This window comes from Methanococcoides methylutens (assembly GCF_000765475.1).
In the GTDB taxonomy this organism is placed as follows: domain Archaea; phylum Halobacteriota; class Methanosarcinia; order Methanosarcinales; family Methanosarcinaceae; genus Methanococcoides; species Methanococcoides methylutens.
The window spans coordinates 508,743-532,292 of record NZ_JRHO01000009.1; the positions used below are offsets into that span (position 1 = coordinate 508,743).

25 protein-coding genes are annotated in these 23,550 nt (G+C 42.6%); 7 read left to right on the forward strand and 18 right to left on the reverse strand.

Going from position 1 to position 23,550, the window contains the following annotated elements:
* Positions 1-69: 69 nt before the first annotated feature.
* Positions 70-528 (reverse strand): peptide-methionine (S)-S-oxide reductase MsrA, encoded by a 459-nt coding sequence (gene msrA / locus LI82_RS04885; protein WP_048193876.1) that lies wholly within the window; start codon positions 526-528, stop codon positions 70-72.
* A gap of 32 nt (positions 529-560) precedes the next feature.
* Positions 561-959, reverse strand: coding sequence for a peptide-methionine (R)-S-oxide reductase MsrB (msrB, locus tag LI82_RS04890; RefSeq protein WP_048193786.1), 399 nt, complete (start codon positions 957-959; stop codon positions 561-563).
* Between the two features lie 188 nt (positions 960-1,147).
* Between msrB and LI82_RS04895 the strand changes: the two genes are divergently transcribed.
* The 3 genes from LI82_RS04895 to LI82_RS04905 all read left to right on the forward strand — a co-directional run bounded on the left by LI82_RS04895 (position 1,148) and on the right by LI82_RS04905 (position 3,017).
* The gene (locus LI82_RS04895) at positions 1,148-1,483 is read left to right on the forward strand and encodes a Rieske (2Fe-2S) protein (protein ID WP_052402731.1); all 336 of its coding nucleotides are present in this window, start codon (positions 1,148-1,150) and stop codon (positions 1,481-1,483) included.
* Between the two features lie 97 nt (positions 1,484-1,580).
* Positions 1,581-1,997, forward strand: a complete 417-nt coding sequence (locus LI82_RS04900) for a hypothetical protein (RefSeq protein WP_135607281.1) — start codon at positions 1,581-1,583, stop codon at positions 1,995-1,997.
* A gap of 123 nt (positions 1,998-2,120) precedes the next feature.
* Positions 2,121-3,017: a mechanosensitive ion channel family protein gene (locus LI82_RS04905; protein WP_048193788.1), complete on the forward strand. Its 897-nt coding sequence runs from the start codon at positions 2,121-2,123 to the stop codon at positions 3,015-3,017.
* Here the strand turns inward: LI82_RS04905 and LI82_RS04910 are convergent.
* The gene (locus tag LI82_RS04910; RefSeq protein ID WP_048193789.1) at positions 3,014-3,508 is read right to left on the reverse strand and encodes a class I SAM-dependent methyltransferase; all 495 of its coding nucleotides are present in this window, start codon (positions 3,506-3,508) and stop codon (positions 3,014-3,016) included. The two genes, LI82_RS04905 and LI82_RS04910, sit on opposite strands and share 4 nt — an antisense overlap.
* A gap of 165 nt (positions 3,509-3,673) precedes the next feature.
* Between LI82_RS04910 and LI82_RS04915 the strand changes: the two genes are divergently transcribed.
* From LI82_RS04915 to LI82_RS04925, 3 genes are all read left to right on the forward strand, one after another.
* On the forward strand, positions 3,674-4,405 hold the full coding sequence (locus LI82_RS04915) for a fumarylacetoacetate hydrolase family protein (RefSeq protein ID WP_048193790.1): 732 nt from the start codon (positions 3,674-3,676) through the stop codon (positions 4,403-4,405).
* Entirely contained in the window at positions 4,405-4,704 is a 300-nt protein-coding gene (locus LI82_RS04920; protein ID WP_048193791.1) for a hypothetical protein, read from the forward strand. Before LI82_RS04915 ends, LI82_RS04920 begins: the two co-directional genes overlap by 1 nt.
* A gap of 66 nt (positions 4,705-4,770) precedes the next feature.
* On the forward strand, positions 4,771-6,480 hold the full coding sequence (locus LI82_RS04925) for a glutamate--tRNA ligase (protein WP_048193792.1): 1,710 nt from the start codon (positions 4,771-4,773) through the stop codon (positions 6,478-6,480).
* Positions 6,481-6,736: 256 nt separating this feature from the next.
* On the opposite strand, the gene LI82_RS04930 is transcribed toward LI82_RS04925, so the two are convergent.
* Positions 6,737-7,444 carry a 30S ribosomal protein S3ae gene (locus LI82_RS04930; RefSeq protein WP_048193793.1) on the reverse strand — a complete coding sequence of 236 codons (708 nt, stop codon included), beginning with the start codon at positions 7,442-7,444 and terminating at the stop codon, positions 6,737-6,739.
* Between the two features lie 169 nt (positions 7,445-7,613).
* The gene (locus LI82_RS04935) at positions 7,614-9,122 is read right to left on the reverse strand and encodes a serine--tRNA ligase (protein WP_048193794.1); all 1,509 of its coding nucleotides are present in this window, start codon (positions 9,120-9,122) and stop codon (positions 7,614-7,616) included.
* A gap of 543 nt (positions 9,123-9,665) precedes the next feature.
* Between LI82_RS04935 and LI82_RS04940 the strand changes: the two genes are divergently transcribed.
* Positions 9,666-10,055 (forward strand): response regulator, encoded by a 390-nt coding sequence (locus LI82_RS04940; protein ID WP_048193795.1) that lies wholly within the window; start codon positions 9,666-9,668, stop codon positions 10,053-10,055.
* A 353-nt stretch (positions 10,056-10,408) separates the two neighbouring features.
* On the opposite strand, the gene LI82_RS04945 is transcribed toward LI82_RS04940, so the two are convergent.
* The 13 genes from LI82_RS04945 to hisS form a co-directional block, all read right to left on the reverse strand.
* Positions 10,409-10,957, reverse strand: coding sequence for a uracil-DNA glycosylase (locus LI82_RS04945; RefSeq protein WP_052402733.1), 549 nt, complete (start codon positions 10,955-10,957; stop codon positions 10,409-10,411).
* On the reverse strand, positions 10,947-11,192 hold the full coding sequence (locus LI82_RS04950) for a KEOPS complex subunit Pcc1 (RefSeq protein WP_048193797.1): 246 nt from the start codon (positions 11,190-11,192) through the stop codon (positions 10,947-10,949). Before LI82_RS04950 ends, LI82_RS04945 begins: the two co-directional genes overlap by 11 nt.
* Positions 11,193-11,214: 22 nt before the next feature.
* Positions 11,215-12,528 carry a DHH family phosphoesterase gene (locus LI82_RS04955; RefSeq protein WP_048193798.1) on the reverse strand — a complete coding sequence of 438 codons (1,314 nt, stop codon included), beginning with the start codon at positions 12,526-12,528 and terminating at the stop codon, positions 11,215-11,217.
* 37 nt (positions 12,529-12,565) lie between these two features.
* Complete coding sequence (gene glmU / locus LI82_RS04960) at positions 12,566-13,756, reverse strand: bifunctional sugar-1-phosphate nucleotidylyltransferase/acetyltransferase (RefSeq protein ID WP_048193799.1); 1,191 nt, start codon at positions 13,754-13,756, stop codon at positions 12,566-12,568.
* Positions 13,753-15,054 (reverse strand): phosphoglucosamine mutase, encoded by a 1,302-nt coding sequence (gene glmM, locus LI82_RS04965; RefSeq protein ID WP_048193800.1) that lies wholly within the window; start codon positions 15,052-15,054, stop codon positions 13,753-13,755. The genes glmU (LI82_RS04960) and glmM overlap by 4 nt, the downstream gene beginning before the upstream one ends.
* A 17-nt stretch (positions 15,055-15,071) precedes the next feature.
* Positions 15,072-16,916: a glutamine--fructose-6-phosphate transaminase (isomerizing) gene (glmS, locus tag LI82_RS04970; protein WP_048193801.1), complete on the reverse strand. Its 1,845-nt coding sequence runs from the start codon at positions 16,914-16,916 to the stop codon at positions 15,072-15,074.
* A gap of 14 nt (positions 16,917-16,930) precedes the next feature.
* Positions 16,931-18,148, reverse strand: coding sequence for a bifunctional sugar-1-phosphate nucleotidylyltransferase/acetyltransferase (glmU, locus tag LI82_RS04975; RefSeq protein WP_048193802.1), 1,218 nt, complete (start codon positions 18,146-18,148; stop codon positions 16,931-16,933).
* Positions 18,149-18,323: 175 nt separating this feature from the next.
* Entirely contained in the window at positions 18,324-18,782 is a 459-nt protein-coding gene (locus tag LI82_RS04980) for a 30S ribosomal protein S15 (RefSeq protein ID WP_048193803.1), read from the reverse strand.
* 158 nt (positions 18,783-18,940) lie between these two features.
* Entirely contained in the window at positions 18,941-20,107 is a 1,167-nt protein-coding gene (locus LI82_RS04985; protein WP_048193804.1) for a DUF7284 family protein, read from the reverse strand.
* 12 nt (positions 20,108-20,119) lie between these two features.
* Positions 20,120-20,605: a hypothetical protein gene (locus LI82_RS04990; protein WP_052402734.1), complete on the reverse strand. Its 486-nt coding sequence runs from the start codon at positions 20,603-20,605 to the stop codon at positions 20,120-20,122.
* Positions 20,592-21,200: a hypothetical protein gene (locus LI82_RS04995; protein WP_048193806.1), complete on the reverse strand. Its 609-nt coding sequence runs from the start codon at positions 21,198-21,200 to the stop codon at positions 20,592-20,594. The genes LI82_RS04990 and LI82_RS04995 overlap by 14 nt, the downstream gene beginning before the upstream one ends.
* 2 nt (positions 21,201-21,202) lie before the next feature.
* Entirely contained in the window at positions 21,203-21,676 is a 474-nt protein-coding gene (locus LI82_RS05000) for a hypothetical protein (RefSeq protein ID WP_048193807.1), read from the reverse strand.
* Positions 21,677-21,694: 18 nt separating this feature from the next.
* Positions 21,695-22,930 (reverse strand): histidine--tRNA ligase, encoded by a 1,236-nt coding sequence (hisS, locus tag LI82_RS05005; protein ID WP_048193808.1) that lies wholly within the window; start codon positions 22,928-22,930, stop codon positions 21,695-21,697.
* Between the last annotated feature and the right edge of the window lie 620 nt (positions 22,931-23,550).

A 23,550-nucleotide genomic window follows, 5' to 3' on the forward strand; every position in this document is an offset into this window, starting at 1 on the left:
CGGAAACTCCTTTATTTCATAGTCTTTTTATTATTCTCCATTATTTTCCATTTTCTTTTTTGAAATAAATTATCTTGATCTCATCTTTTCGAAGTATTTCTGATGATATTCTTCTGCAGGATAAAAAATTGAAGCCGGGACTATTTCGGTTTTTATATCGCTATCATATCTTTTGCTTTCTTCCTGCTTTTTCTTTGAACTCAGGGCAGCTTTTTTTTGCTTCTCATCATGGTAAAAGATCGCAGACCTGTATTGTGTGCCGATATCAGGTCCCTGCTTGTTCTTTGTGGTGGGGTCATGTATGCTCCAGAACACTTCCAGCAGTTCTTCGTATGAAATTATATCCGGATCGAAAATGATCTCTATGGATTCGGCGTGTCCGGTGGTTCCTGTGGCTACATCATAGTATCCGGGATCTGCCATTAAACCGCCTGTGTATCCTACTTTTGTTGATGTTACTCCCTTTATCCGGCTGAAGTTTTCCTCCACTCCCCAGAAGCATCCTGCTGCAAATGTGGCTTTTTCCATCATTGTTACTCACCATTCTCTCGATGTGTTTTTTATTCATCTTCCCCGAACTGCAGGGCTGCAGAATTTATACAATAACGCTTCCCTGTGGGTTCCGGACCGTCATCAAAAACATGTCCCAGGTGGCTTCCACAATTGGAGCAGATCACTTCTATCCGGTGCATGAAGTGGCTATCATCAGTGACAAGTTCCACACGATCACTGGAGATCACATCGTAAAAGCTTGGCCACCCGGATTGTGAATCGAACTTCTTATCTGATGCAAATATGACCTGGCCACAGGCACCACAGTTGTATGTTCCCTTTTTCTTGTTTGACAACAGTTTCCCTGTAAACGGCATTTCCGTTCTCTTTTCCCTTAAAATTGCATACTGTTCAGGTGTCAGTAGCTTTTTCCACTCCTCTTCTGACCTCTTTATTTTCTCTATTATGCTAAAACCCCCTTTAGCAGAAAAATAATGTATAAAAATTGGATCTTGAAGATAAGTACTTTATGTAATAATTAACGTCACTGTGGTATATTTTATCCTTGTATAAATACATAATATGTAATTCATATATTTTGGACGGGGGAATGTTCTTATACGGATGCCACAAATAATTAAGGGGGTGATCTATCATGGCGGAATATATAGAACTATGCAGTACAACTGATGTGCCGGAAGGGGAAATGAGGAGCTTCACAGCCGGGGGTAACGAGGTTCTGGTGGTTAACCTGAAAGGGGAGTTCTATGGTCTTGATGCCATCTGCAATCACATGGGTGGCAAATTGGTCGAAGGAAGGCTCAGGGATAACCTTGTCATATGTCCTGTTCACAGGTGCCGTTATGATGTGACTTCGGGGAAGGTCAAAAGGGGCGCAGGTTTTTTAGTTGAGACGTTTTCAGGCAAATGTGGTGACCAGAAAGCATACGAGCTCAAAGTAGAGGATGGCAAGGTCTTCGTAAATATGTAAGACCGCTATTATTCTAGATTTGAACAATTTTGCTACAGTTCTTGATGTATTAGTTCCTACCGCAAATGCTTATATCAGTCAGTCTTATCATGTATCCATGGCATTTCTACTTATATTGGGATTATTTGCTGTTTTAGTATTAATTGCGGTTATTCTGCTTGGGATCGGTGTAAAGAATAACTCTGACACTGATCAGGGCTCAGTAATGTATCCCAAAGGCTACTGGCTTGGAAGGGGTATTGCCCTTGGTCTCCTGCTTGGTGTGCCGCTGGGTCTTGGTGCAGGCATCTTAACCGGAAATCTCGGACTTGGTATTGCTCTTGGTCCTGTATTTGGAATAGGCTTTGGAAGTGCTATAGGATCTATACTTGAAAAGAAACATAAAAATAACATCCGGGAACTGACAGATGAAGAAAAAAGGCTTCAAAGGACACTTCTGGTCTTCACCATCAGTTTTCTGATCCTTGGTGTCACTGTGCTCTTTGCTTTGTTCTACTTATACAGTAGGATGTAATTACTTGGTTATGTGCCGGATCTTAAATTCAAAGTATATATCTGGCTTAAAAAGTGACTTTTGCCTGATCTTATCTACTGCCAATAGTCAAATATGTATATTATCTGTGCCTAATGATATTCTATGGGTATTCTGGATCTTATCCCTTCCTGGCTCTCATGGGATGTTGCGATAATTTTTTCCGTTCTGGTCATAATATTGACCTTCCTGTTAGCTAAGCTAATAGATCGGTTGCTAAAGGCATATTTTGTATTGGCCAGCAAGAAAATGAACATCGATGAGACAACTTATGGGCTTGTAAGACGAATAATAGTTGCGCTAGTCTATTTCTCCGGTTTCCTTGTGATCGTTTTTAGCAATCAAAGCCTTCGTGACCTGTCCCTAGCCCTTTTTGCAGGGGCAGGATTTGCAGGTATTGTTATTGGTATGGCTGCCCAGAGCACGCTTTCCAATATCATTGCAGGTATTTCCCTTGCAACCTTCAGGCCATTTCGTGTAGGTGACCTGCTGACCATACATGATGAATATGGTCGTGTGACGGATATCACGCTGGGTTATACAAAGATCAGGACATGGGACAACAGGAGGCTGAACATTCCTAATCATATCATAAGTGATGAGGCCATCATTAACTGGTCCATTGATGACCCTTCCGTTAACTGGACAGTTGAGATCGGGATAAGCTATGATTCAGATATCGATCTTGCACGCAGTATAATGATCGCTGAGGCTCGTAAACATCCAAAGGTCATGAATTATGAACAACTCCTGCATTATCTGCCTAATACACTAAATGGTGAAGAGATCTCTGTGCTTGTCACAGAACTGGGTGATTTCGCAGTGAATCTCAAATTATATGTGTGGGTTCATGACCGTTCAGTTGCATTTAGCACTGGTTGTGAATTGAAAGAGGCTATCAAGAAAAGGTTCGATGCTGAAGGAGTTGAGATACCATTCCCATACAGGACCATCGTTTACAAAAAAGATCTTGAAGAGTCGCAGCACGAGTCTGCGGCTTAAACTTGCTTTTTGAAGATCTGGCATCTGATGTATGATTTCAGATAGGCTTCTCTTTTCAGGGTCATGGAGTTCTCTTCACAGATATCCACATAAGCATTGTTCCAGTTATCTTCATTGGTCTTGAACATGAAGAATGGCAGCAGCATCATACTGGTTATTGAAAATCGTGGTCGTGCACAGTCTATCAGGACAAAATATCCGCCTCTGATCAGTACTCTGAAAGCTTCTTTTATTTTTGAATGGGCATAAGCAAGCTGGTTATTTGAGAGGTCGATTCCCAGGATCTTTCCGTTATGTTCCATCTTCTCTTCTCTTTCAAGATCGAGTGATGCAGTACTGCATCCAAGATCGAGCACTTTCATTCCTTTTTCAATTGGCATCTCTGATGCGGCTCTTTCATAGAAGGAATACTCGAATCCCAGCAACGTTGCGAAAATATCGTAGTTCTTCTTGCCATATATGGTCCCAAAGTCGTTACCCTTCGCACTCATCGAATATAATATTGGGAAATATATTTTATATATTTATTTTTCATGTTATATTCTTCCGGAATTCCCCGCTGTTCTCATCCGATTTCAGGTAATGGGGAATGTTTAACAAATAATTTATACTACAATTCTGTTCTTAACTACAACCAGAATAGAGAATGTGCAATTATGATAGGTCGATTCAAACACGGTGATGATGTTTTCTATGGTAGTGTCAGCGGGGAGCTCGTTACATCCATGGACCATGAGGGCAGGACATTTGAGCTATCCGAGCTTTCTTTACTTCCTCCTGCAACTCCTTCTAAGATTATATGTATTGGTCTGAACTATGTTGATCATGCTATTGAACTTGATATGGAGATTCCTACAGAGCCTGTAATATTCATGAAGCCTTCCTCTTCGTTGATCGGCCCTGGTGGTAAAATTGCTTATCCTGCCATGAGTCAGCGCGTGGACTATGAGGCAGAACTGGCCGTTGTGATCGGGAAAAAGTGCAGGAACATCAGCTCAGATAATGCAATGGATGTTATTGCAGGTTATACTTGCTTTAATGATGTGACAGCTCGTGACCTGCAGCAAAAAGATGGCCAATGGACACGCTCCAAGAGCTTTGATACATTTGCACCTTTAGGTCCGTTCATTGTTCCAAAAGAGGAACTTGATCCTTCTGATGTTAATGTCAGCAGTTTTGTGAACGGTGAGGTCAGGCAAAGTTCAAGCACATCGAATCTGATATTTGATATTCCATACCTGATCGAGTTCATATCCGGCATCATGACCCTTGAGGTCGGTGATGTGATCGCGACAGGTACTCCGCCGGGAGTAGGCGAGCTGGAACGTGGTGACATTGTGGAAGTTAAGATCGAAGGAATTGGTACTTTGATGAATGAGGTTGTATAATGCTATTTGACCAGATCAACAGGGAACTCGAGCTTACTGAAAGGCATTTGATCGTTCTCCAGAAGGTCGTTGAAAAAGGACCTATTGGCATATTGAAGTTAGCCGAAGAGACAGGAATGCCAACTCATAAGGTAAGGTATTCGTTGCGTGTACTGGAGCAGGAACATCTTATCAAGCCTTCATCACACGGTGCAATGGCGGGGGACATGGCAGAAGAGTTCGTTGTAAAGTTCAATGAGAATATAGGCAGTATTCTGGAAAAGGTGAATCTGATCAGCGATCTGGGTGACAGGCTCTGATATTCATCTGTTTTTAAATTCATACATTATAGACTAAAAATTATTTGATCCTACGAGGGATTTTAGATGACCCTGATTGATGAAGATAAGATTACTATAGAGAAATTTGCGCTTCAAAACGCTGTAAAATATGGAAAGACCCCTCAGCTTGGAGCTGTTATGGGGCGTGTTATGGGCTCGTGTCCTCATCTGCGTCCTCTTGCAAAGGATGTTGGACCTATCATCCAGCAGATACTGGACGAGGTTTCAAAAGAGAGTCCTGAGCAGTGGCAATCCCGCCTTGAAGCGATAGCACCTGAACTTATCGAGGAGCTTAACACGAAAAAAGTGCCTGATAAAGGGCTCAAACCTCTTGACGTTGCAGAGGGTGAGAACGTTGTCATGCGTTTTGCACCAAACCCCAATGGTCCTCCTACACTTGGAAGTACCCGTGGCATTGTGGTAAACTCTGAATATGTTAAGAAGTATGGTGGCAAGTTCATCATTCGTTTCGATGATACGGACCCACAGACCAAGCGTCCGATGCTTGAGGCTTATGACTGGTACATCGAGGACTGCACATGGCTTGATGCAAAACCGGATCAGGTGGTAATTGCATCAGATCAGATGGAGGTCTATTATGATTATGCAAGGCAGCTTATTGAGATGGGCCATGCCTATGTCTGCTTCTGTGAAGGCGGTGACTTCAAGAAGTTCAAGGATGCCAAGGAACCCTGCCCTCATCGTGGCCAGAGTCCTGTGGTGAACCTTGAACACTGGGATAAGATGCTTGCAGGCGAATATGAGGAAAAGGCTGCAGTGGTCAGAATAAAGACCGATATCAAGCACAAGGATCCTGCACTTCGTGATTATGGTGCTTTCAGGATTGTCAAGACCCCTCACCCACGTCCTGAGATCGGTGACAAATATGTGGTCTGGCCTTTGCTTGACTTTGAAGGTGCTATTGAGGACCATGAGCTTGGCATGACCCATATTATCAGGGGTAAGGACCTGATGGACAGTGAGAAGCGCCAGGGTTATATCTATAATTATTTCGGCTGGGACTATCCAAAGACTACTCACTGGGGCCGTATCAAGGTGCATGAGTTCGGCAAGTTCAGTACAAGCGGACTCCGGCAGGCAATAGAGGAAGGGGAGTATTCAGGGTGGGATGATCCAAGACTTCCAACACTGCGTGCACTCCGAAGACGTGGTATCAAGCCTGAAGCGATCCGTAAATTCATGATCGAAATGGGTGTGGGTGAAACCGATGTCAGTATCAGTATGGACACTCTATACGCAGAGAACAGGAAGATCATTGATCCTGTTGCTAACAGGTATTTCTTCGTGTGGGATCCTGTTGAACTTGAGATCGAAAATGCAGAAGCCTGTGTTGTGGAACCTTCATTGCATCCTACTGAAGAAAGGGGAAGGCGTAGCATCAATGTCGGATCAAATGTATTTGTCTGCAATGATGATGTAGGGTCTGTCAAAGAAGGTGATGTCCTGCGTTTGAAGGATCTTTATAATATTGAGGTTACATCTGTAAGTCCGCTGAAAGGTCGTTGCATTGGAAACTCCATGGAAGATGCTAAAACCAGGAAGATGCGCATAATCCATTGGGCACCTGAGGGCAACATCGCTATAAAGGTGCTGGCACCACATGGTGAGTTCACAGGTGTTGGCGAGAAGCAGGTTGTTGAAGAGCTTAACAATGTTGTCCAGTTTGAAAGGTTTGGCTTCTGCAAGATCGATTCAGTGGATGATGGCGTTGTTGCATACTTCACACATAAGTAAAGTTGCAATTCTGGATCTGGATCCTTCTATAAGGCTGGGTTAACCAGCCATTTCTCTTTTTATTTTAGCAATATGGGCTGGTTAGCTGAAAGTGTGTTCTCAAATTGATGATCGGGGTCACTTGCTTCATCTTGGAGCAAATGGATATTCCTGCATTGCACATACGTTTGCAAGCCTAGCTAAAGCTAATTGAAAATGAATATTGTTAAAAAAGATGTTAACGGTGACCGATGGGTCACCATTATGTTTTAAAAGATCATTCCTCAGTTGTAGGTGTTTCTACAACTTCCGGAGCTTCTTCAACTACTGGAGTTTCTTCAACTACTGGAGCTTCTTCAACTACTGGAGCTTCTTCAACTACTGGAGTTGCTACTGCGTGTGGTGGGACTACCTGAACTTCGGTCTTCCTGATCTCTACCCTTCTCAGTGGGTAGATGGATTTTGATTTCCTGTAGATGTTTGCGGAAAGTTTACCGACAATAGCTTCTTCTACGAACTGCTCGAAGTCGAGTTCTGATGCTCGTTTTACTACTGTTTCGGTCATGACATCCCTGAGGCCTTTGATCTGGCTTGTCCTTGCTCTCTTGACTGTAAAGCAGATAGGTTTGACCCTTATCTTGTAACCATCCTTTGTCTTGACATTGAGATTTGCATCAATTCTGGAAGTCTGGCGCTTTACGATGGAACGCAGATAATCGGTTGTGATCTCGTGGCCAATGAATCTTGTGTTTGCCACATCACCGGTTACGTTATCGATCTCAAGTTTGAGTTTGATGTTGTGCTTTGAGAAATCGTTGGTGAGTTCACCAACGGTGGTCTCCACAATACGACCGAGAAGTTTCTCCGGTTCGTCAGTTGGGGTTACACCGATATGGTTGCTACCGATGAACTTTGGTGCAACGATGTTATACCACTCTTTTGATTTCCACTTATCCAGCTTCCTTTGTACTCTCTTTTTTGCCAAGCAATTCCTCCTTATTATTGTGATAGTTGTTTTTGATCAATAAATTGATCTAATTAAGTTTTGATGTTCGTGATTCTGACCGTTATAATTCCCGTGTGAATGGTTATTAATAGCGGGTCAATACTGTACATGTCTCTATATAAATAAATCGGTACGATGAAAAGGGGTATCAGAGGAAATGAATTCCCTTTGGCATTTCACCGACTCTCTTTCTGAACTCCTCTGGCCAGTTTTCGGGATCAAGCCCCTTCTGTGCAAAGAATGCTGATGCCCAGCGCTCAAGTCCCACACCTGAACAGCCTGACCATAGTTCTTCACCTGACTGGGATTTCACATTGAATCCTGATGGGTACTTGTTACCGTTGATACTGACATTCTGGAACTCAAGCCATTCGCCGTCCTCTCCTCTGTAAGGCAGTGGTGCTTCATAGTCTGTGGTACCTGCTTCACCCTGCTCTGAAAGGCCTGTAAGACCTTCCTGTGCCATGAACCATGGGGTTACCCATGCCTTTCTCCATTCAAGGTCAAGGATCTCATTGAAGATGTGCATGTACTTTTCATGCAGTTCCTTTGCAGTTGCCACAACCTGTTCCTTTGTACCAAGCCATACGATCTCCACACGGTGGAACTCGTCCACGCGCTCCATTCCATGAATGCCACCGCTCTCATATCGGTGTGATGTGCCGGACCTGTCAAATACCTTTATCGGGAAGTCCTCAGTAGGGATCGTTTCTCCCTGCAGGTACATCCAGAATGGAGGACATTGTGCATAGCACAGGCCGCCGATAGGATCGCCGATCTTCTCTTTGATAAGTGCAGTGGGCACCTCATGTGTGACCTTGTAGTGATCAGAGACCTCTTCCCAGAACTCAGGATCCCTTGTCTTTGGAGGGCAGACGTAGTAGATCTCAGGATACACGCCTTTTGCATGCCCGGACTTCTGCCAGACCTCCCATGGGATCAGTTTCGGGAAGATCATTTCCCTGTATCCCAGAGGTCCAAGGAGCTCTTCCATAACGATCCTTTCGAAGGTCCTGAACATCTTTGTGGACTGCGGGCCATGGATCCACTGTCCGCGGCTTGCTCCTCGTTTGATCCATCCTTCTTTCATCATTTCCTGTGTTGGATCGCCATGGAATGTGTGTTCCTTCTTTTCACTTTCCCAGAGGACCTGCCAGTGCTCTGCTTTGCCACCGTAATCCTTTGCCCTGACCTTTTCTTCCATAAGGGTCAGTATCCTGTCAGGGATACGGTTCTCAAGCTCGGATTCTCCGACTTCAAGCTCAAGGACTATGCCGCCTTCAACATTTGTGATGTTGCTTACGTGTGGGATCTTTATATTGTCAATTTTCTCTTCTGCAGGCATTTCAATGGTGAATTCTTTCACATCGATTCCACGAATGCCTATGTGGAACTCTTTCCCAAGCTTTCCTGCAAGGGGTTTCCTGAGACGGATTATTGCGTCATGTGCCCTGACGAACCTTCCTGATTCTATAGAAACCTCGACACTGTTATCAACAATATTCCATTCTGTGATCCTTGCACCCTGTCCTTCTGGTGCTCCTTTTGTAAGGATGGTCTCATTTGCCTCATTGATATACTGGGCAATAATATCTTTTGCGTCGGTCGGATCGGCGCTGGTCTTGAATGCTCCTTTCAGGTTGAATTTAAGTTCCATACGTTATTCCTCTTGAAACTGGCCGTTATTGTGTTAATAGGCTCTTAAGTTTCATTTATGGTCATGATTGAATTAATTGTATTTATTGCTAAAGCAAACAGTTATGAAATAGGCTTCAGATTTAATAATTTTTCTAACAAAAAGTAATTTAATCAACTCTTTAATACGTTATCAGTTTTATAATAACTCTTTGATTTAGAACAGTCTATTTTCAATGTCATTTTTATTTCTGGATTGCTTATTTTCGCCATGAATATCAAAAGCTACAATAGTACTTCTAAATACATTTGAATCAATTTCAATAGTATATATTGTTCGCTCCATGGTCTCGTTATTTGTATGTGGGTTTAACAAAATTTAAATAATTGTTAGTTATAATACATTTATACATTTGTTTTTTAGGTGTCAATTTATGCGTATGATTTACTGTTACCATATCTGTATATTATATTCTAAATTAGAAAAGATAAATTTGACAGAAGCAAAAACTAATATTATATAACCGTATAAATTAATTAATACCGTTTCAGGAGTATGCAATAAATGGCAAACATATTGGTTGTTGAAGATAATTCTATGAATAGGGAGTTTGTAGTAGACCTTTTGGAAGTAGAAGGACATAAAGTTTCACAGGCTGAAAATGGATTTCAGGCATTGGAATTTGCTAATAAAAATGAATTTGACCTCATACTGATGGATATACAAATGCCGAAAATGGATGGTCTTGAGGTTCTTCAGAGACTCAAAAGTTCTGAAAAGACCAGGGATATTCCAGCCATTGCCATAACGGCTCATGAAATGAAGGGAATGATGGTTTTACCATCCTGGAAATGGCGGGGTGATGAAAAATTTGTTAGTGTTGGATGTGACGGCTATATTTCAAAACCGATTGATATCATTGAATTTAAGAAAACAATTGAAGAATTTCTTTAAATAATAATATTCTGTGCAAACCAAAAATTGGAATCGTAGACGAATTAAATTTATTTTGTCCATGGTATCTATTTCAGGTACAATGTACGTCATCATTTTTTTTACTTTTTTGATGTATAGCTCTTTGTTTTTTTATGAAATCATCTATGGTATATTCATAAAAATTGCAGTAAGATCTGTTCTGATTATTTCATCAGGCACCTAATCTGCATAGGGTATAGTTTTCTATGTTCATACGCACACATACAAATAGCCATATATGCATATGTGCACACATGCATATTCTAATTTATTCTAGCAATATAATAAATTAAGTTGCCACTCTATGTTGTGGTTATGCACTAAAATTTGAATTACTCAAACAGATGTTTATTTTGATCAATGTATGCGTTCTGGCTCTCTATCCTCGATCGCGTATATATCAAAGCAGCTGGGTGGTACAGTTTGAGAACTATTCTTTCATTGATCTCTTCCGGTATTCCCCATTCTAACTTACGATCCGGACAAAAGGCCTTTTCTGCAGTATTGCCAAGTAGAATGATTGCCTTGGGATCAAGCAGTTCTATCTGCCTGTTCAGGAATGGTTTACAAGCTTCAAGTTCTTTCTTGTTAGGATTGCGGTTTTTTGGAGGCCTGCACTTGATGGTATTGATGACTGCCCAATCGCGATCCTCAAGTCCGGCATAGTCAATAAGTTCGTCCAGTATCTTCCCTGCACGTCCGCAAAAAGGAACTCCTGTCTCATCTTCATTTTTCCCAGGGGCTTCTCCGATAAATAGTACTTTAGGTTTATCCGATCCCTTGCGGACGACCTTATTGATTACTGTCTCAGAAAGCGGACATGCCGTACATTCAAAGATATTCTTTTCAACATCCTCGAGTGTTTTCCATTCAGAGCTCATTTTCATCCTCCACTTCCTTTATGATATCCTCGGCGATCTTTGCGTTCATGAGTAGATCGTCCACAGTCGCGATCATGGATGATATCTTCTCTGTTCTTATGTTTATGGATGCCTGTTCTTTTCCTATCATTGTTTCCATGTTGGTAAGATTGTCAGGTTTTAGTGAAAGTGCAACTTTCCTTGCAATATCAGGTGCATCGGGGCTGTTGAACTTGATCGTCGTGGATATCTTCATAATTTCACATCAGTTTTTCACATTAGCTCAGCTGTTCTCCGACAATGTCATTGACAAGCGCAATGAATTCCTCTGTTTTTCCAAGTGGTATTGATGCACCGGAAGCTACACTGTGCCCTCCGCCATCCCCGCCAACAGATGATGCTGCAGTTCGCATTGCATAGGCAAGGTCAAGTCCTTTTTCGACCAGTTCACGGCTTCCTCTCCCGGATATCTTGATAACGCCTTCGACTTCGTTAATTGCGATGAATGGCATGTCCGGATGTACGTATCTTATAATTGTACTGGCTACCATTCCTGTGGATTCAAGTTCCTTTCCACTCAGGTAGTAGATGTTCTTACCCTTTTGCAAGAGCTCTTCTGCTTTCTTAATGTCTGCGATGATAGCCTTCTGGCTTTTGAGAGTTATGTCCTGTGCTTCTTCCAGTGCTGACTCGTCCTTCATACAAAGTGCAATGGCAAGTCCGGGAACTTTTTGTTTACCGCAGGTGTTCATGATGGCTACAAGATCGTAGGCATTCCTGACAACCTCTCTGTTCAGTATATATACATCACCGATAGCAGCATCAATGGCTTCGGGACTGGCGGTTTTTGTAAGTTTTAATGCAATTGTGGAAGTGAGTTTTTGCAGTTGTTCAGTATCAAGTGAATCAATGTTGCCGTGTATGTCAAGCATTTTCAGGAACTGATCGATCTTCTCACGTTCGCCTGTAATCTCTAAGTAGGGTTCCGGTGTGTTCTCCAGTATGTCCGCAACATCGCCGCCGCCCACTTTCAGTCCCTTTTTGACAGAAACGATCCCGGCTTCAACAGCTTCATCCAGTATGACCTTGTTCGCAGTTTCGAACAGTTGTTTATCTCCAACGGCACCTGCGATAGCAAGTCCTGCAAGGTCAATATTCTCTTCATCCAGAGCCTTTGCAACGAGGTATGTTGTAGTGGCCGCACACAGGTGTACTGCTCCGTCAATTCCGACCATATGTGGGTTTATCATGGCTTTAGCTGGTGAATCTCCGACTGGCTTGTGGTGGTCGATCACGATCACATCTTGTTCGACCTTTTCTATTATCTCTGATTGCCCGCTACCCATGTCGCAGAATATCACAATATCATCATCAGAAGTAGTTTCATTTACCATCTCTGCAATGGTTTCATCCAGACGTCCAATGATCGTCAGATGGTATGGTATCCCTTTTCTGAGCAGTGCCTGACAGATGATTGCGGCTGAAGATATGCCGTCTGCATCATTATGAGAGATTACACGTGCATGTTCATATTCTTCAATGATGGAAGCTATCTGTTTTGCAAGTTCTATTAAATTCTGCATTTCTATCAATCAGATCACCGTTTATTAATGTAAAAGTGGTTCTGTGTCACCTGACAACCTCTCCGGGTTTCGTAAAGCTTCCACTTTTCATGACCGTTCCTACGTTTATGCTGGTGTTTATTCCGGTGTGGACATCGTCGCCCATGATGACGCCAAGCTTCCTTCTTCCTGAATCGGTCCTCTTTCCCTTGATATTGACCTTTATGTTCCTGCCATCATGTCTGAGGTTGGCAACTTTTGTTCCGGCACCGAAATTGCACTTTCGTCCTATAATACTATCCCCTATGTAGGTCAGGTGTCCGATCTTCGTATCATCCATTATGATGCAGTTCTTAACTTCAACGGCATTTCCAATATGAACCCTGTTCCCGATAGTTGTTGAGGGTCGTATGAAACAATTAGGTCCTATGTCGCAATCTTTTCCTATCACCACAGGTCCGATTATATATGCCCCGTTGCGTATGAGGGTTCCTTCTCCCACACTCACATCGCCTATTAGGGTGGCATTAGGTTCTACAAGACCTGATCTCACCGGCTTCATCTCTTCTAACAGAACTGCATTAGCATCGAGGAGGTCCCACGGTCTGCCGATGTCTATCCATTCTTCTTCCAGGACCTCATAACCAACATTGGCATCGCTATCTATTAGCATCTGAAGTGAATCCGTGATCTCGTATTCTTCTCTTGGTGACAGTGGGGTATTTTCGATAAGTTCAAAAATAGATTCTCTGAATAGGTATATTCCTGCATTGGCAAGGTCTGTAGGTGGGTTTTCAGGTTTTTCTATTATTCTGGAAACGTTATCACCGCTGGTCTCGATGACACCGAAATCCGAAGGATTTTCCACATGTTTGACCGTGATGACCGCATCCTCTTTTCTTTCGGTCATCCTCCTAATGTGTGATGAACTGACAAGAACATCTCCATTGAGTACGATAAACTTGTCTTTGACGTATTCTTTTGCACATCCAATGGCATTGGCTGTACCAAGCTGTTCTTTCTGGTGAACGTAGTCAATAGTAATACCTCGTTCCTCTCCACTGCCAAAGTATTCACTGATTCTTTCTTCATTGTAACCTGTAATGAACACGAATCCTTCAATACCTGCTTTTATTGCTGCATCAACTATATGTTCAAGCATCGGTTTGTTGGCTATCGGAAGCATAACCTTAGGAATTTTGGATGTCAATGGTCGCATCCGGGTACCTTCTCCGGCTGCAAGTACTACCGCTTTCATGCCAAACCTCTTTTAACAATATTTTCCACCATGTCGTATAGTTTGTCTACGCCTTCCCTTGCCTCAGCAGTTATGCGCATCTTGGGTTCTGTTCCGGATGGTCTTACAAGCACCCATCCTTCTTCCATGTCTACGCGTATTCCATCGATATCTGTGATCTCTCCGGAAGATCTAAGTTCAGAATGTACTAACTGCATTACAGCGTCCTTTCTTTCATTGTCGCATTTGACAGTTCCACGGCGCGTTGGATAATGTGGAAGTTCACCCTTCAGCTCTGAAAGTTTTTTTTCCTTAATGAGTTCCATCACCTTTGCAGCTGCATAGATGCCGTCAGGGCAATATGATATTGCAGGGAATATCCAGCTTCCCGATGGTTCTCCTCCGAAGTCCGCTTCAGACCTTTTGATCTCCTCAGCAACATAGACATCTCCTACCCTTGTGCGGATAACTGTTGAATCCGGGAGTGCATCATCTATCATCATTGATGTATCCACCGGAACTACAAGTTTGGCATCACTTTTGCATTCATGTCTGGCAAACATTGCAAGCATTTCATCTCCGGTGATGAAGTCTCCGTTTTCATCCACGGTCATCATCCTGTCAGCATCCCCATCCTGGGCAATGCCAATGTCTGCTCCGAACTCTTTCATTGCTTTTTTTAGTAACGTCAGATTTGCATCGTTTGGTTCAGGATTTCGTGCAGGGAAATGTCCATCCGGTTGTGAGTTCAACGTTATGACCTCACACCCGATCTCTCGCAGGACGTAAGGGGTTATCGTGCTACCTGCTCCACATCCACAGTCTATGATCACACGCTTTGATGACCTTTCCACATTCTTCACGATCATCTCAATGTGTTTCCTGATGGCATTGCTGTCTTCGGTCAGATTGCCGATCCTGTCCCATCTGACAGGGTCGAACTTTTCGTTCTCGATGATGTCTTCGATTTCTTCCTGCTGGGACGAATCAAATGCCATTCCGTCAGGATTCCACAATTTGATTCCCACATATTCTGCAGGATTATGGGATGCGGTAATCATTACTCCACAGTCATAATCTCTGGATGCATAGGCAAGTGTGGGGGTGCTGACCATTCCGATGCGTACGACGTCACAACCGGATGAAAGGAGGCCGGATATGACGGCATGTTCGATCATTTCTCCTGCAACCCGTGGATCACGTCCAATAACTGCAGTTCCTTTCGTCTTTCCAAGTGCAAGTCCGACCTTCAGCGCAAGATCTACCGTTACGTCCTTGTTGGTAATCCCTCTGATGCCGGATGATCCGAATAATTTCATTTGATAGCTCCGTATTTTTATTCCACAGTAACGCTCTTTGCAAGGTTCTTCGGTTTGTCTATGGAACACCCTCTTGCTAGGGCTGTATAATAAGCAAGCAGCTGTAAAAGGACCGATGATAGTACTGGTGAGAGCAACTCATCTGTTGCAGGTATGCGTAATACCCAGTCCACATATTTCTCTATCTCAGTATCATCCACATTGGCCACAGCTATGACCTTTGCTTCTCTTGCTTTGATCTCTTTGATGTTGCTCAGGATCTTCTCGTAGACATGTCCTTTTGTGGCAATTGCAACGACAGGTGTTCCATCCTCGATAAGTGCAAGAGGTCCATGTTTAAGTTCGCCACCTGCAAAACCTTCTGCGTGTATATATGATATTTCTTTAAGCTTCAAAGCACCTTCAAGTGCAATAGGATAATTAAGGTGTCTTCCAATAAAGAAATAATCACTTTCTTTTGCGAACATTTCCGCACATTCGCGAATCGTATCCTTGCGGTTCAATATTTTCTGTATCTGTCCCGGGATGCGCTTTAGGTTCACAAGCAGGTCCTTTGCTTCATTTACATTTAGTGTCCCCTTGGCTCTTGCAAATCGGATCGCAAGTATGTAGAGCATGATGAGCTGTGCCGTAAATGTCTTTGTTGCAGCTACGCCTATCTCGGGTCCCGCATGTGTATAAAGAACATTGTTTGCATCTCTTGTGATGCTGCTGCCAACGACATTGGTAATGGCGATCGAATTGCATCCATAAGATCTGCAGCTTCTGATTGCAGCCAGGGTGTCTGCTGTTTCACCTGATTGGGTGATCGCAATTGAAAGGACGTTCTCATTCATTATGGGACTACTGTACCTGAACTCTGATCCGATATCTACGTCGGTGTGTATGCCTGCGAGATTCTCAAAAAGATATTTACCTACAAGCCCTGCATTCAAAGATGTACCGCAGGCAATGATCTCGATCCTGTCAATTTTCCTGATCTCTTCATCGGATATGTTTAGCTCTTCAAGATTCACGGAACCATCCAGTTCGGATAACTTGCCTGAGAATGTATCATTCACAGATCTGGCTTGCTCATGTATCTCTTTAAGCATGAAATGTTCATATCCTGCTTTTTCTGCAGCTTCAATGTCCCATTCAATAGTGGTCTTTTCTTTTTCAAGGACATTGCCATCGATATCAAAAAATTCCACTCCTTCCGGTCTGATGGTAACAAGATCAAGGTCATCTACAAAAACTACTTCCTTTGTGTGATTGAGGAAAGCAGTTACGTCAGACGCTGCATAGTATTCTCTATCTCCTATCCCGATTATCAAGGGACTATCCTTTCTGGCTGCGAGCATCAGGTCAGGTTCACTGCTACATATGGCAGTGATTGCATATGATCCTTCAACTTCTTGGAGTGTACTACAGAGTGCTGTGAAGAAGTCACAAGTCTTTTCTGTGTTGTTAACATTTCCATATAATTTTGAGTGCAGAAGGTGGGCAATAACCTCTGTGTCTGTTTCTGACAAAAAATCGTAACCTTCCTGCTGCAGTTTCTCTTTGATGGAAAGGTAGTTCTCGATGATCCCATTGTGCACTATGGATATGTCTCCAGAATTATGTGGGTGGGAATTCGTAGTGCTTGGGATGCCATGCGTGGCCCATCTGGTGTGTCCGATCCCGATATTCCCTTTGAGCTCTTCGGGGATGATCTTCTCCAGTTCCCTTATTTTCCCGACGGTCTTGTATGTGTCTATACTTCCATTGAGTATTGTGATGCCGGCGGAGTCATATCCTCTGTATTCGAGTTTTTTTAAGCAATTTATCAGTATGGGCGCCGCCTCACGGTTGCCTACATATCCTATGATTCCACACATATTGTTCCTCTCCCTTAAACAACAATGGAATTTTCAGGTAATATCTGGTTGATGGTCTTTCCGGATTCGATCCGACAGTTGTGGGCTATCATGGATCCTGCTTTTACGAGGACCCTATGACCGATCGTAATGTCGTCTCCGGTAATAGCTCCCAGTTTTTCAGCAGTACGAAGTTCGTCTTCCATCTGGATCTTTACATTTTCTTTGTCTTCAGCAACAAAATAAGGTCCAATTATATTGTTCAGTCCGATTATGGAATTTGAGATCGATCCATGTGAATGGATCCGGGTATTGTCCATAATTATACTGTTCTGAACTTGTGTGAAGGAACCGATTGAAACGTTGTCACCAATGGTAGTGGATGGGAGTATAACGACGTTGGGTGCAATTTCACAATTGTCCCCTATGATTGTAGGTCCTACGATGTAACACCCTGATCTGATCACCGTGTTATTTCCGATACTAACCTTGCCATGGATTATTCCTCCATCTTCAACTGTTCCTTTTATGTTGTAGTCTTCTGTTCGGTCAAGGACCATTGAGTTATCCTTTAGCAGGTTCCATGCAAAGACTGCATCTCTCCACAATGAATTTGTAAGGACATGATCTACGTCCATTCCATCTTCTATCATTTGTTGGATGGTGTCGGTGATCGCATATTCTCCCAAGGGGGATATTTGTGTGTGTTCTATTCTTTCGAATATGGAATGGTTAAATATGTATATGCCTGTGCTGATGATGTGGCTGAGTTCTGTGGTTGGTTTCTCTATGATCTTTGTTACTTTTTTTCCGTTTGCAAGGACGACTCCATATCCACAGATATGTTCTTTTTTTACGGTCAGTATCGTTGCGTCGCCGGTATGTTTGTCTATAAGATCCCTTATCGTTTGTGGTTCAATGACGTTGTCTCCATTGAGTACCATGAATTCCTGATCATCTTCTTCCATCAGGTCTGCTGCCTGTTTGATGGCATGAGCTGTGCCAAGCTGTGCTTTTTGGTGGACGTATTTGATATTGACTCCAAGATCGAGGCCATCTTCGAAATAGTTCATTATACGTTCTCGTTCGTAACCTACAACAAGTATCAGGTCTTTTATGCCGTTCTTTGCAAGTGACTCGATAACATGTTCAAGTATTGGTTTATTTGCAACAGGAAGCATGACCTTTGATCGGGTGGATGTCAGGGGTCTGCATCTGATACCTTCTCCTGCAGCCAGAATAACAGCTTTCATAACTTCTACTGGTCATTCTATGAATTTATATCTTGCCTTTTAATAGACATTGGAAGCTATTCGCTACTCAATTTTGAATTATGTGTCAACCTACAATTAGAAAATAAAATCAAAAAAAGATATTGTGATGCTTAGCAGAACTAAACATCAAAGAATTAATAAGCGGGCTGGCCGCTTATCTTGTGATCAGCATTTCTGCAGTTTCTGGTTTGTACTTCCAGTCTGAAGGGAGTACCTTTGTGGACTGGTAGTATTTAACGAGCCTTCTGATCTTGGACTCGGTTGACTGCAGTGATCTCTTGTTGTGTACGTCCTTATTGTTAACAACAAGGTGCTTGCGCATTCCGATAGCTTTTACAATAAGGTTGTAAAGATCTTCCGGTACGTTTGGAGCTTCATCGTTCTCTTTAAGGATGTCAGTGATCTTCTTTCCTGTTGCGAGTTTGACATCAGGAACTCCATAGTTGTCCCTGAGGTGCATTCCAATGACGCTTGTGGAGTTACCAAGTTTCCACATGTCGAGGATCACAGTTGTAATCTCTTCTGTGGTTGCTGTGGACCATGCTGGAGCTTCTGTCCTGATTGGTCTTGTTGATCCGGATTTACCTTTTGTACGAGTATGCATTTTTGCCATAGCATTCCTCCTGATGATTATAATTTGATTGTTTAGTGAATATTAATGTTTTGAATTTATGCTCAAGTTAAGGGAACGTTGGGATCAATAACTTGAATCGTTACTTTGGCGAAGTGACCTACATACACCTTACATTTCATATAAAGCTTATGTTCCTATTACCAGATGGAAAGCGTGATGTCCAAATATGCCTTGTTAATTTTTCTGTATATTTGGTCCACCTGAACAGTTCTTAGTTCTTTTGTCGTGGTGATGTTCGTGGAGTTTACCATTTGAGAGACCGTTTCGTTTATTTCCGGGTCCATATTGTTGTGTAGGTGTGTTGCAATGTTGTGTTGGTTATGGTCGATTATCTTTCTTTCAATAGTGGATACTATGCTGTTGTTCAGTTCTGCAGGCATGTAACTGGTTCCATATGTTGTGTTCGTGCTGTAATTCAGTATGTATGCTGCCATCAACATTTCAGTACCCTTGTTTTCATCTTGTGGGTTGCTGATGAATATATTTTCTGTGCTTTTTGTTTGGTCTTGACTTATCAGGCTTCTAAGGTAGTCTGAAGGGAATACAATGTCTGTCACTAGTACTGCAGTTGATGCTGCTGCCTCTTCGATGGTTTTGTTGAATGCCTGGTGGTATGCGCAGAACTTTGTCGTATTGGATGAATTATGAAGTTCTTCGAGCATGCTGTCATTTATATTTACAAAAAGTTTATCTCTGGATGTTCTGGTGTTTAATGGTAGTGTTATTCGTGAACTCTGGCGGACTGCATCGTATGGGGGTGTCATTCCAACTGATATGGAGCTTTTTAGTGGATAATCTTCTACCGGTTCCCAATTTGCTTCAAGGTGGTAATTATATCTGCCTCCTATCCTTTTATCAAGATATGAAGCAATTGCTGTAGATGTTTGCTCTTTATGCTCCTGTGCAATTGGATTTATGTAGCGGGTAGTTCCATTGGCCTCGATTGAAAGCGTTAATATCATGTCCTCTGCGATCATATCTGCGAAAGTGCGATGATGTTGTTGCCTTCCGAAAATTGTATTTATGGGGTCGTTAATGATGGTATTTTCAGGAAGTGTTATGCCTGTGATTGCAAGAGGTGTGATCTCATATTCAAATTCATCTATATTTGAGTTGAGTACTGAGCTTAAAAGGTGTGTGTCGAAGTCCTGTGTTGCGGTGTATGCTGCTGCATCATATTGCCTTTCTGCCATTATGGATGGCATAATGATGACTGTTGCAATGGATATCAGTACAAGGAAAAATAGTGCATCTGCTGTTGAAGAAAATGCGCGCTGGTCCTCTATGAGTTTCGTTTTTGGCATATTTGTCCTTCTTTATATGTATCTTTTCCAGAGTCGGACTGTAAGTGTTCCGGATGTGTATTGTGCAGGATTTATCTCTATAATAACCGGGATGGATGCTGCTATCACATTTCCGCTTGCTGCAGTTTTACTTTTATGGATTGACCAGTGGTGTTTTCCGTCATCGGTATGGATCTCTACTGAGAATTCATTGTTGGCGGAGAATCGTGCAAAGAAAAGTTCATGTGTCTCTCTGTCTGAGACCGGGTCTGAAATACCTTCAAGTACTTCGGCGGATATTATGTCTGGGCGTGTTCCCTGTAGTTCATCCCAGCTGGCAATGCTTTCAGCTATGCGTGATGCTTCTTCGTAATTCTCTATAGAATGGCTCTGCTCATCGTAGATGAGGTAGGTTTTTGACATGACTGCAGCAAAGACCACAAATCCAATGACTATCAGTGCTGTGGCAAGGATGTCATTGTGAGGTTCAAGGATCGCTTGCTCGTCATTGATGAACAAGTATAACTTCAAGTCTATTGACCTCGGAATCGTTTTTCAGGTAAATGGATGTTTTTTCAATATTGACTATTTTTCCTGTATTTAAAATTACTTCCTGGGTGCCAACAGTTGAGATCACTTCAATGATTGTGTTTGTATTTGTGATCAAAGGATGTTCGAACGTGCCGGGCTGTCCATTGAAATTGTTCGAAAGGAATGTTCTCATTTCAGTTTCATTAAGTGGAATTGTCCTGAATGTGAGGGGTTTGACCGAGTGGATGATGTCCTCACGATGGGTCATTTCAAATCGTATGTATTCGCTGGAAATGAATGCATTAATTGGATACCCGGAGCTGAATGAATATGTGGAATTTTGTCTGATACTATCGGGTGAGATGCTGCCGACGTTATCAATTGATGCCTTTAGGGCAATAGCTTCGGAATCAAGTTGTCTTTGCATTTGGATGTCGCTAAAATCGGCTCCGATCTGGTAGAATGCTGCAAGGAGGATTATGCTTGTTATCATCAAGGCTGCTTTTGATAGTGTGAACTCGATCCAGCCGTTTCGGTCCTTGAACATATCCTGGATTGTATGGGGGATTATTTCGTTTTTCATTTTTAATGTTCAGATATTTTTATGAAGAGCATTCCTGTGCTGGTGTCTCTTTCGCTTTCAAGTTTCAGTTCATGGTGCCCGGGAGTTATTATATATGCTCCGGTCATATTCTCGTTGGAAAAAGCGGACCTGGAGTCGTATATGGTGTGTCGCTCATCGATCCGGATGTAGTAGTTTTTGGAGTTTGAAGGCCATAAATTATCTTCGTTCGGTAGTTCTCCCATATGCACGTATACCTTCTCGGGAATGTCGATCTCCAGATAAATGATGCTTCCTTCTCCGCGTACGGAGATCTGTTCGGTGTTTGATACGAGTTTTTCAATTTCAATGATGGCCAGATTTTCGTCTGATTTATCTTTTAGATCAGAGATCGCAGTGAAAAAAAGTACCATTATGAGCAATATCAGAAGGGATGCAATTGTGAACCTTAAGGGCAGGGAATCGGCTGCCCTTTCGTTTTTGAGAAGTGAATTCATTTTGTGGGTATTGTAATGTTATTTGCTTTTTATCAATTGTATGGCTTCTTCAAGTGTAAGTTGCAGTTGCTCTCCACTTTGCATGTCCTTTACTGTCAATTTACCTGATTCGATCTCTTTCTTGCCTACGATGACGGCGTAATCTGCCTCCGTATTGTTGGCATGGGATAGTTGTGACTTGAAGTTGCGCTTCATGATGTCCATATAAACGGTCAGTTCTTTGCGCATCTTTGTTGCAACCTTTATTGCATCAGTGCGGGTGTCATCAGTTGCTACTATCACTACTTTGTTTTCCTTTGGGGGCTGTATTTCACAGATCTCCATTATACGATCGAAGCCAACTCCGAATCCGGTGGAAGGTACATCTCCGCCTCCAAAGAGGGATATGAGCTGGTAGGCACCGCCACCACAGACCTGGTTCTGTGCGCCAAGTCCTTCTGCGTATATCTCGAACACCATTCCTGTGTAATAGTCCAGTCCTCTGGCGATGCCAAGGTCAACGTTGTAGTCGATCTCATATGCGTCAAGCAGGGTGAGGAGTTCTTCAAATTTGTCGATCTCTTCGATATCTCCAAGTATCTCTCTTGCTTTCGCGATAGCCTCTGAACCGCTTAGGCAGATGAGTTCAAGAAGGTTTCTTCTGAGTTCAGCAGGTGCGTTGATCTCTTCAAAGTAATTGTCAAGTCCTTCATCGTCCTTTTTGTCAACAAGGCGCATGATCTTGCTCTTTTGTTCATCCTCTGTGTCCTTGAGGATGTGGCGGATAATTCCTAAGTGACCAACATGCAGGTCACCTTTGATGCCTGCTGATTCGATCATGTTCGTTGCAAGGGCAATGATCTCTGCATCTGCATCTGCGCGGTTGCTGCCTATGACCTCCACACCGAATTGCCAGAATTCCCTGAAGCGTCCTTTTTGTGGTCTTTCATATCTGAAGCAATTCTCAAAATAGAATAATTTAAGAGGTCTGGGCATTGCCTGCATTTCGTTGACGTACATCCTCATCACAGGGGCGGTAAGCTCTGGGCGCAATGTCATGTCCCTGTCACTTTTGTCACTGAAATTGTAAAGTTCGCCTACCACGCCTTCTCCTGATTTAAGGGTGAAGAGCTCCAGATGCTCGAATGTGGGTGTAATGACCTCTTTGTATCCCCATTTTGTCACTACCTGCCTCATAATGTTCTCTACATTTCTCCTTCGAGCGGTCTCTTCTGGAAGGAAGTCCCTTGTTCCTCTTGGTTTGCTGACTTTCATTTTTATCGAATCCTGCTGATGCAGATTATTATAATAATTTCCGTTAACATGTTTTATGCCATTTTGCCTGTTATAGTATGTAGGACCTATGGGCGTTTGGCTGATGTATAGTAAGGAATGATGTATTTTAGATTTTCGATTAGTTTTCTCATGGTGGCGCTCTATGAATTGCTGAATTTTGTCTTATTAATATAACTCGATGTTTTATTTGTTGGTGGCTGAGTTATCTTTGTTTGGTGACTTATATGCTGGATATTTTTCTGTGATATTTTATTGGTGATGTAAGTTTGTTTGAAGTATCAAATCACCCTTGCATATAAACCACTGTCACACATTGACACACAACGTATAAATACGAGTGAGCTATTGTAGGGGTGCTCTCAGTGAGCTGGTCGCTGTCGATTCTGATACGATCTACTGAGAGTTCGAAAAACGTCATGCATTTCACGTATATCGATACATTCTCCAAAAATGTGTCACAATCTTCCGATTCGGAAGGTATATATGCGATGAGATGTATTATGAGAATCCCGCACAACGTGCGTGGAATTTCAATCACCTCCATTTCAAAATCATTAGTGGAGACCGGAGCTTTTCCGGTCTGACGTTGAAAGTGGCAG

Bases quoted from the DNA above. Each gene is read 5' to 3' on its own strand.
- msrA (WP_048193876.1), bottom strand. From the start codon at position 528: ATGGAAAAAGCCACATTTGCAGCAGGATGCTTCTGGGGAGTGGAGGAA.
- LI82_RS04895 (WP_052402731.1), top strand. From the start codon at position 1,148: ATGGCGGAATATATAGAACTATGCAGTACAACTGATGTGCCGGAAGGG.
- LI82_RS04925 (WP_048193792.1), top strand. From the start codon at position 4,771: ATGACCCTGATTGATGAAGATAAGATTACTATAGAGAAATTTGCGCTT.
- LI82_RS05000 (WP_048193807.1), bottom strand. From the start codon at position 21,676: ATGAATTCACTTCTCAAAAACGAAAGGGCAGCCGATTCCCTGCCCTTA.
- LI82_RS04985 (WP_048193804.1), bottom strand. From the start codon at position 20,107: ATGCCAAAAACGAAACTCATAGAGGACCAGCGCGCATTTTCTTCAACA.
- LI82_RS04980 (WP_048193803.1), bottom strand. From the start codon at position 18,782: ATGGCAAAAATGCATACTCGTACAAAAGGTAAATCCGGATCAACAAGA.
- LI82_RS04935 (WP_048193794.1), bottom strand. From the start codon at position 9,122: ATGGAACTTAAATTCAACCTGAAAGGAGCATTCAAGACCAGCGCCGAT.
- LI82_RS04900 (WP_135607281.1), top strand. From the start codon at position 1,581: ATGGCATTTCTACTTATATTGGGATTATTTGCTGTTTTAGTATTAATT.
- LI82_RS04940 (WP_048193795.1), top strand. From the start codon at position 9,666: ATGGCAAACATATTGGTTGTTGAAGATAATTCTATGAATAGGGAGTTT.
- LI82_RS04950 (WP_048193797.1), bottom strand. From the start codon at position 11,192: ATGAAGATATCCACGACGATCAAGTTCAACAGCCCCGATGCACCTGAT.
- glmM (WP_048193800.1), bottom strand. From the start codon at position 15,054: ATGAAATTATTCGGATCATCCGGCATCAGAGGGATTACCAACAAGGAC.
- glmU (WP_048193799.1), bottom strand. From the start codon at position 13,756: ATGAAAGCGGTAGTACTTGCAGCCGGAGAAGGTACCCGGATGCGACCA.
- LI82_RS04945 (WP_052402733.1), bottom strand. From the start codon at position 10,957: ATGAGCTCTGAATGGAAAACACTCGAGGATGTTGAAAAGAATATCTTT.
- glmS (WP_048193801.1), bottom strand. From the start codon at position 16,916: ATGTGTGGAATCATAGGATATGTAGGCAACCGTGAGGCGGCGCCCATA.
- LI82_RS04915 (WP_048193790.1), top strand. From the start codon at position 3,674: ATGATAGGTCGATTCAAACACGGTGATGATGTTTTCTATGGTAGTGTC.
- LI82_RS04905 (WP_048193788.1), top strand. From the start codon at position 2,121: ATGGGTATTCTGGATCTTATCCCTTCCTGGCTCTCATGGGATGTTGCG.
- glmU (WP_048193802.1), bottom strand. From the start codon at position 18,148: ATGAAAGCTGTTATTCTGGCTGCAGGAGAAGGTATCAGATGCAGACCC.
- LI82_RS04910 (WP_048193789.1), bottom strand. From the start codon at position 3,508: ATGAGTGCGAAGGGTAACGACTTTGGGACCATATATGGCAAGAAGAAC.
- LI82_RS04995 (WP_048193806.1), bottom strand. From the start codon at position 21,200: ATGAAAAACGAAATAATCCCCCATACAATCCAGGATATGTTCAAGGAC.
- hisS (WP_048193808.1), bottom strand. From the start codon at position 22,930: ATGAAAGTCAGCAAACCAAGAGGAACAAGGGACTTCCTTCCAGAAGAG.
- LI82_RS04920 (WP_048193791.1), top strand. From the start codon at position 4,405: ATGCTATTTGACCAGATCAACAGGGAACTCGAGCTTACTGAAAGGCAT.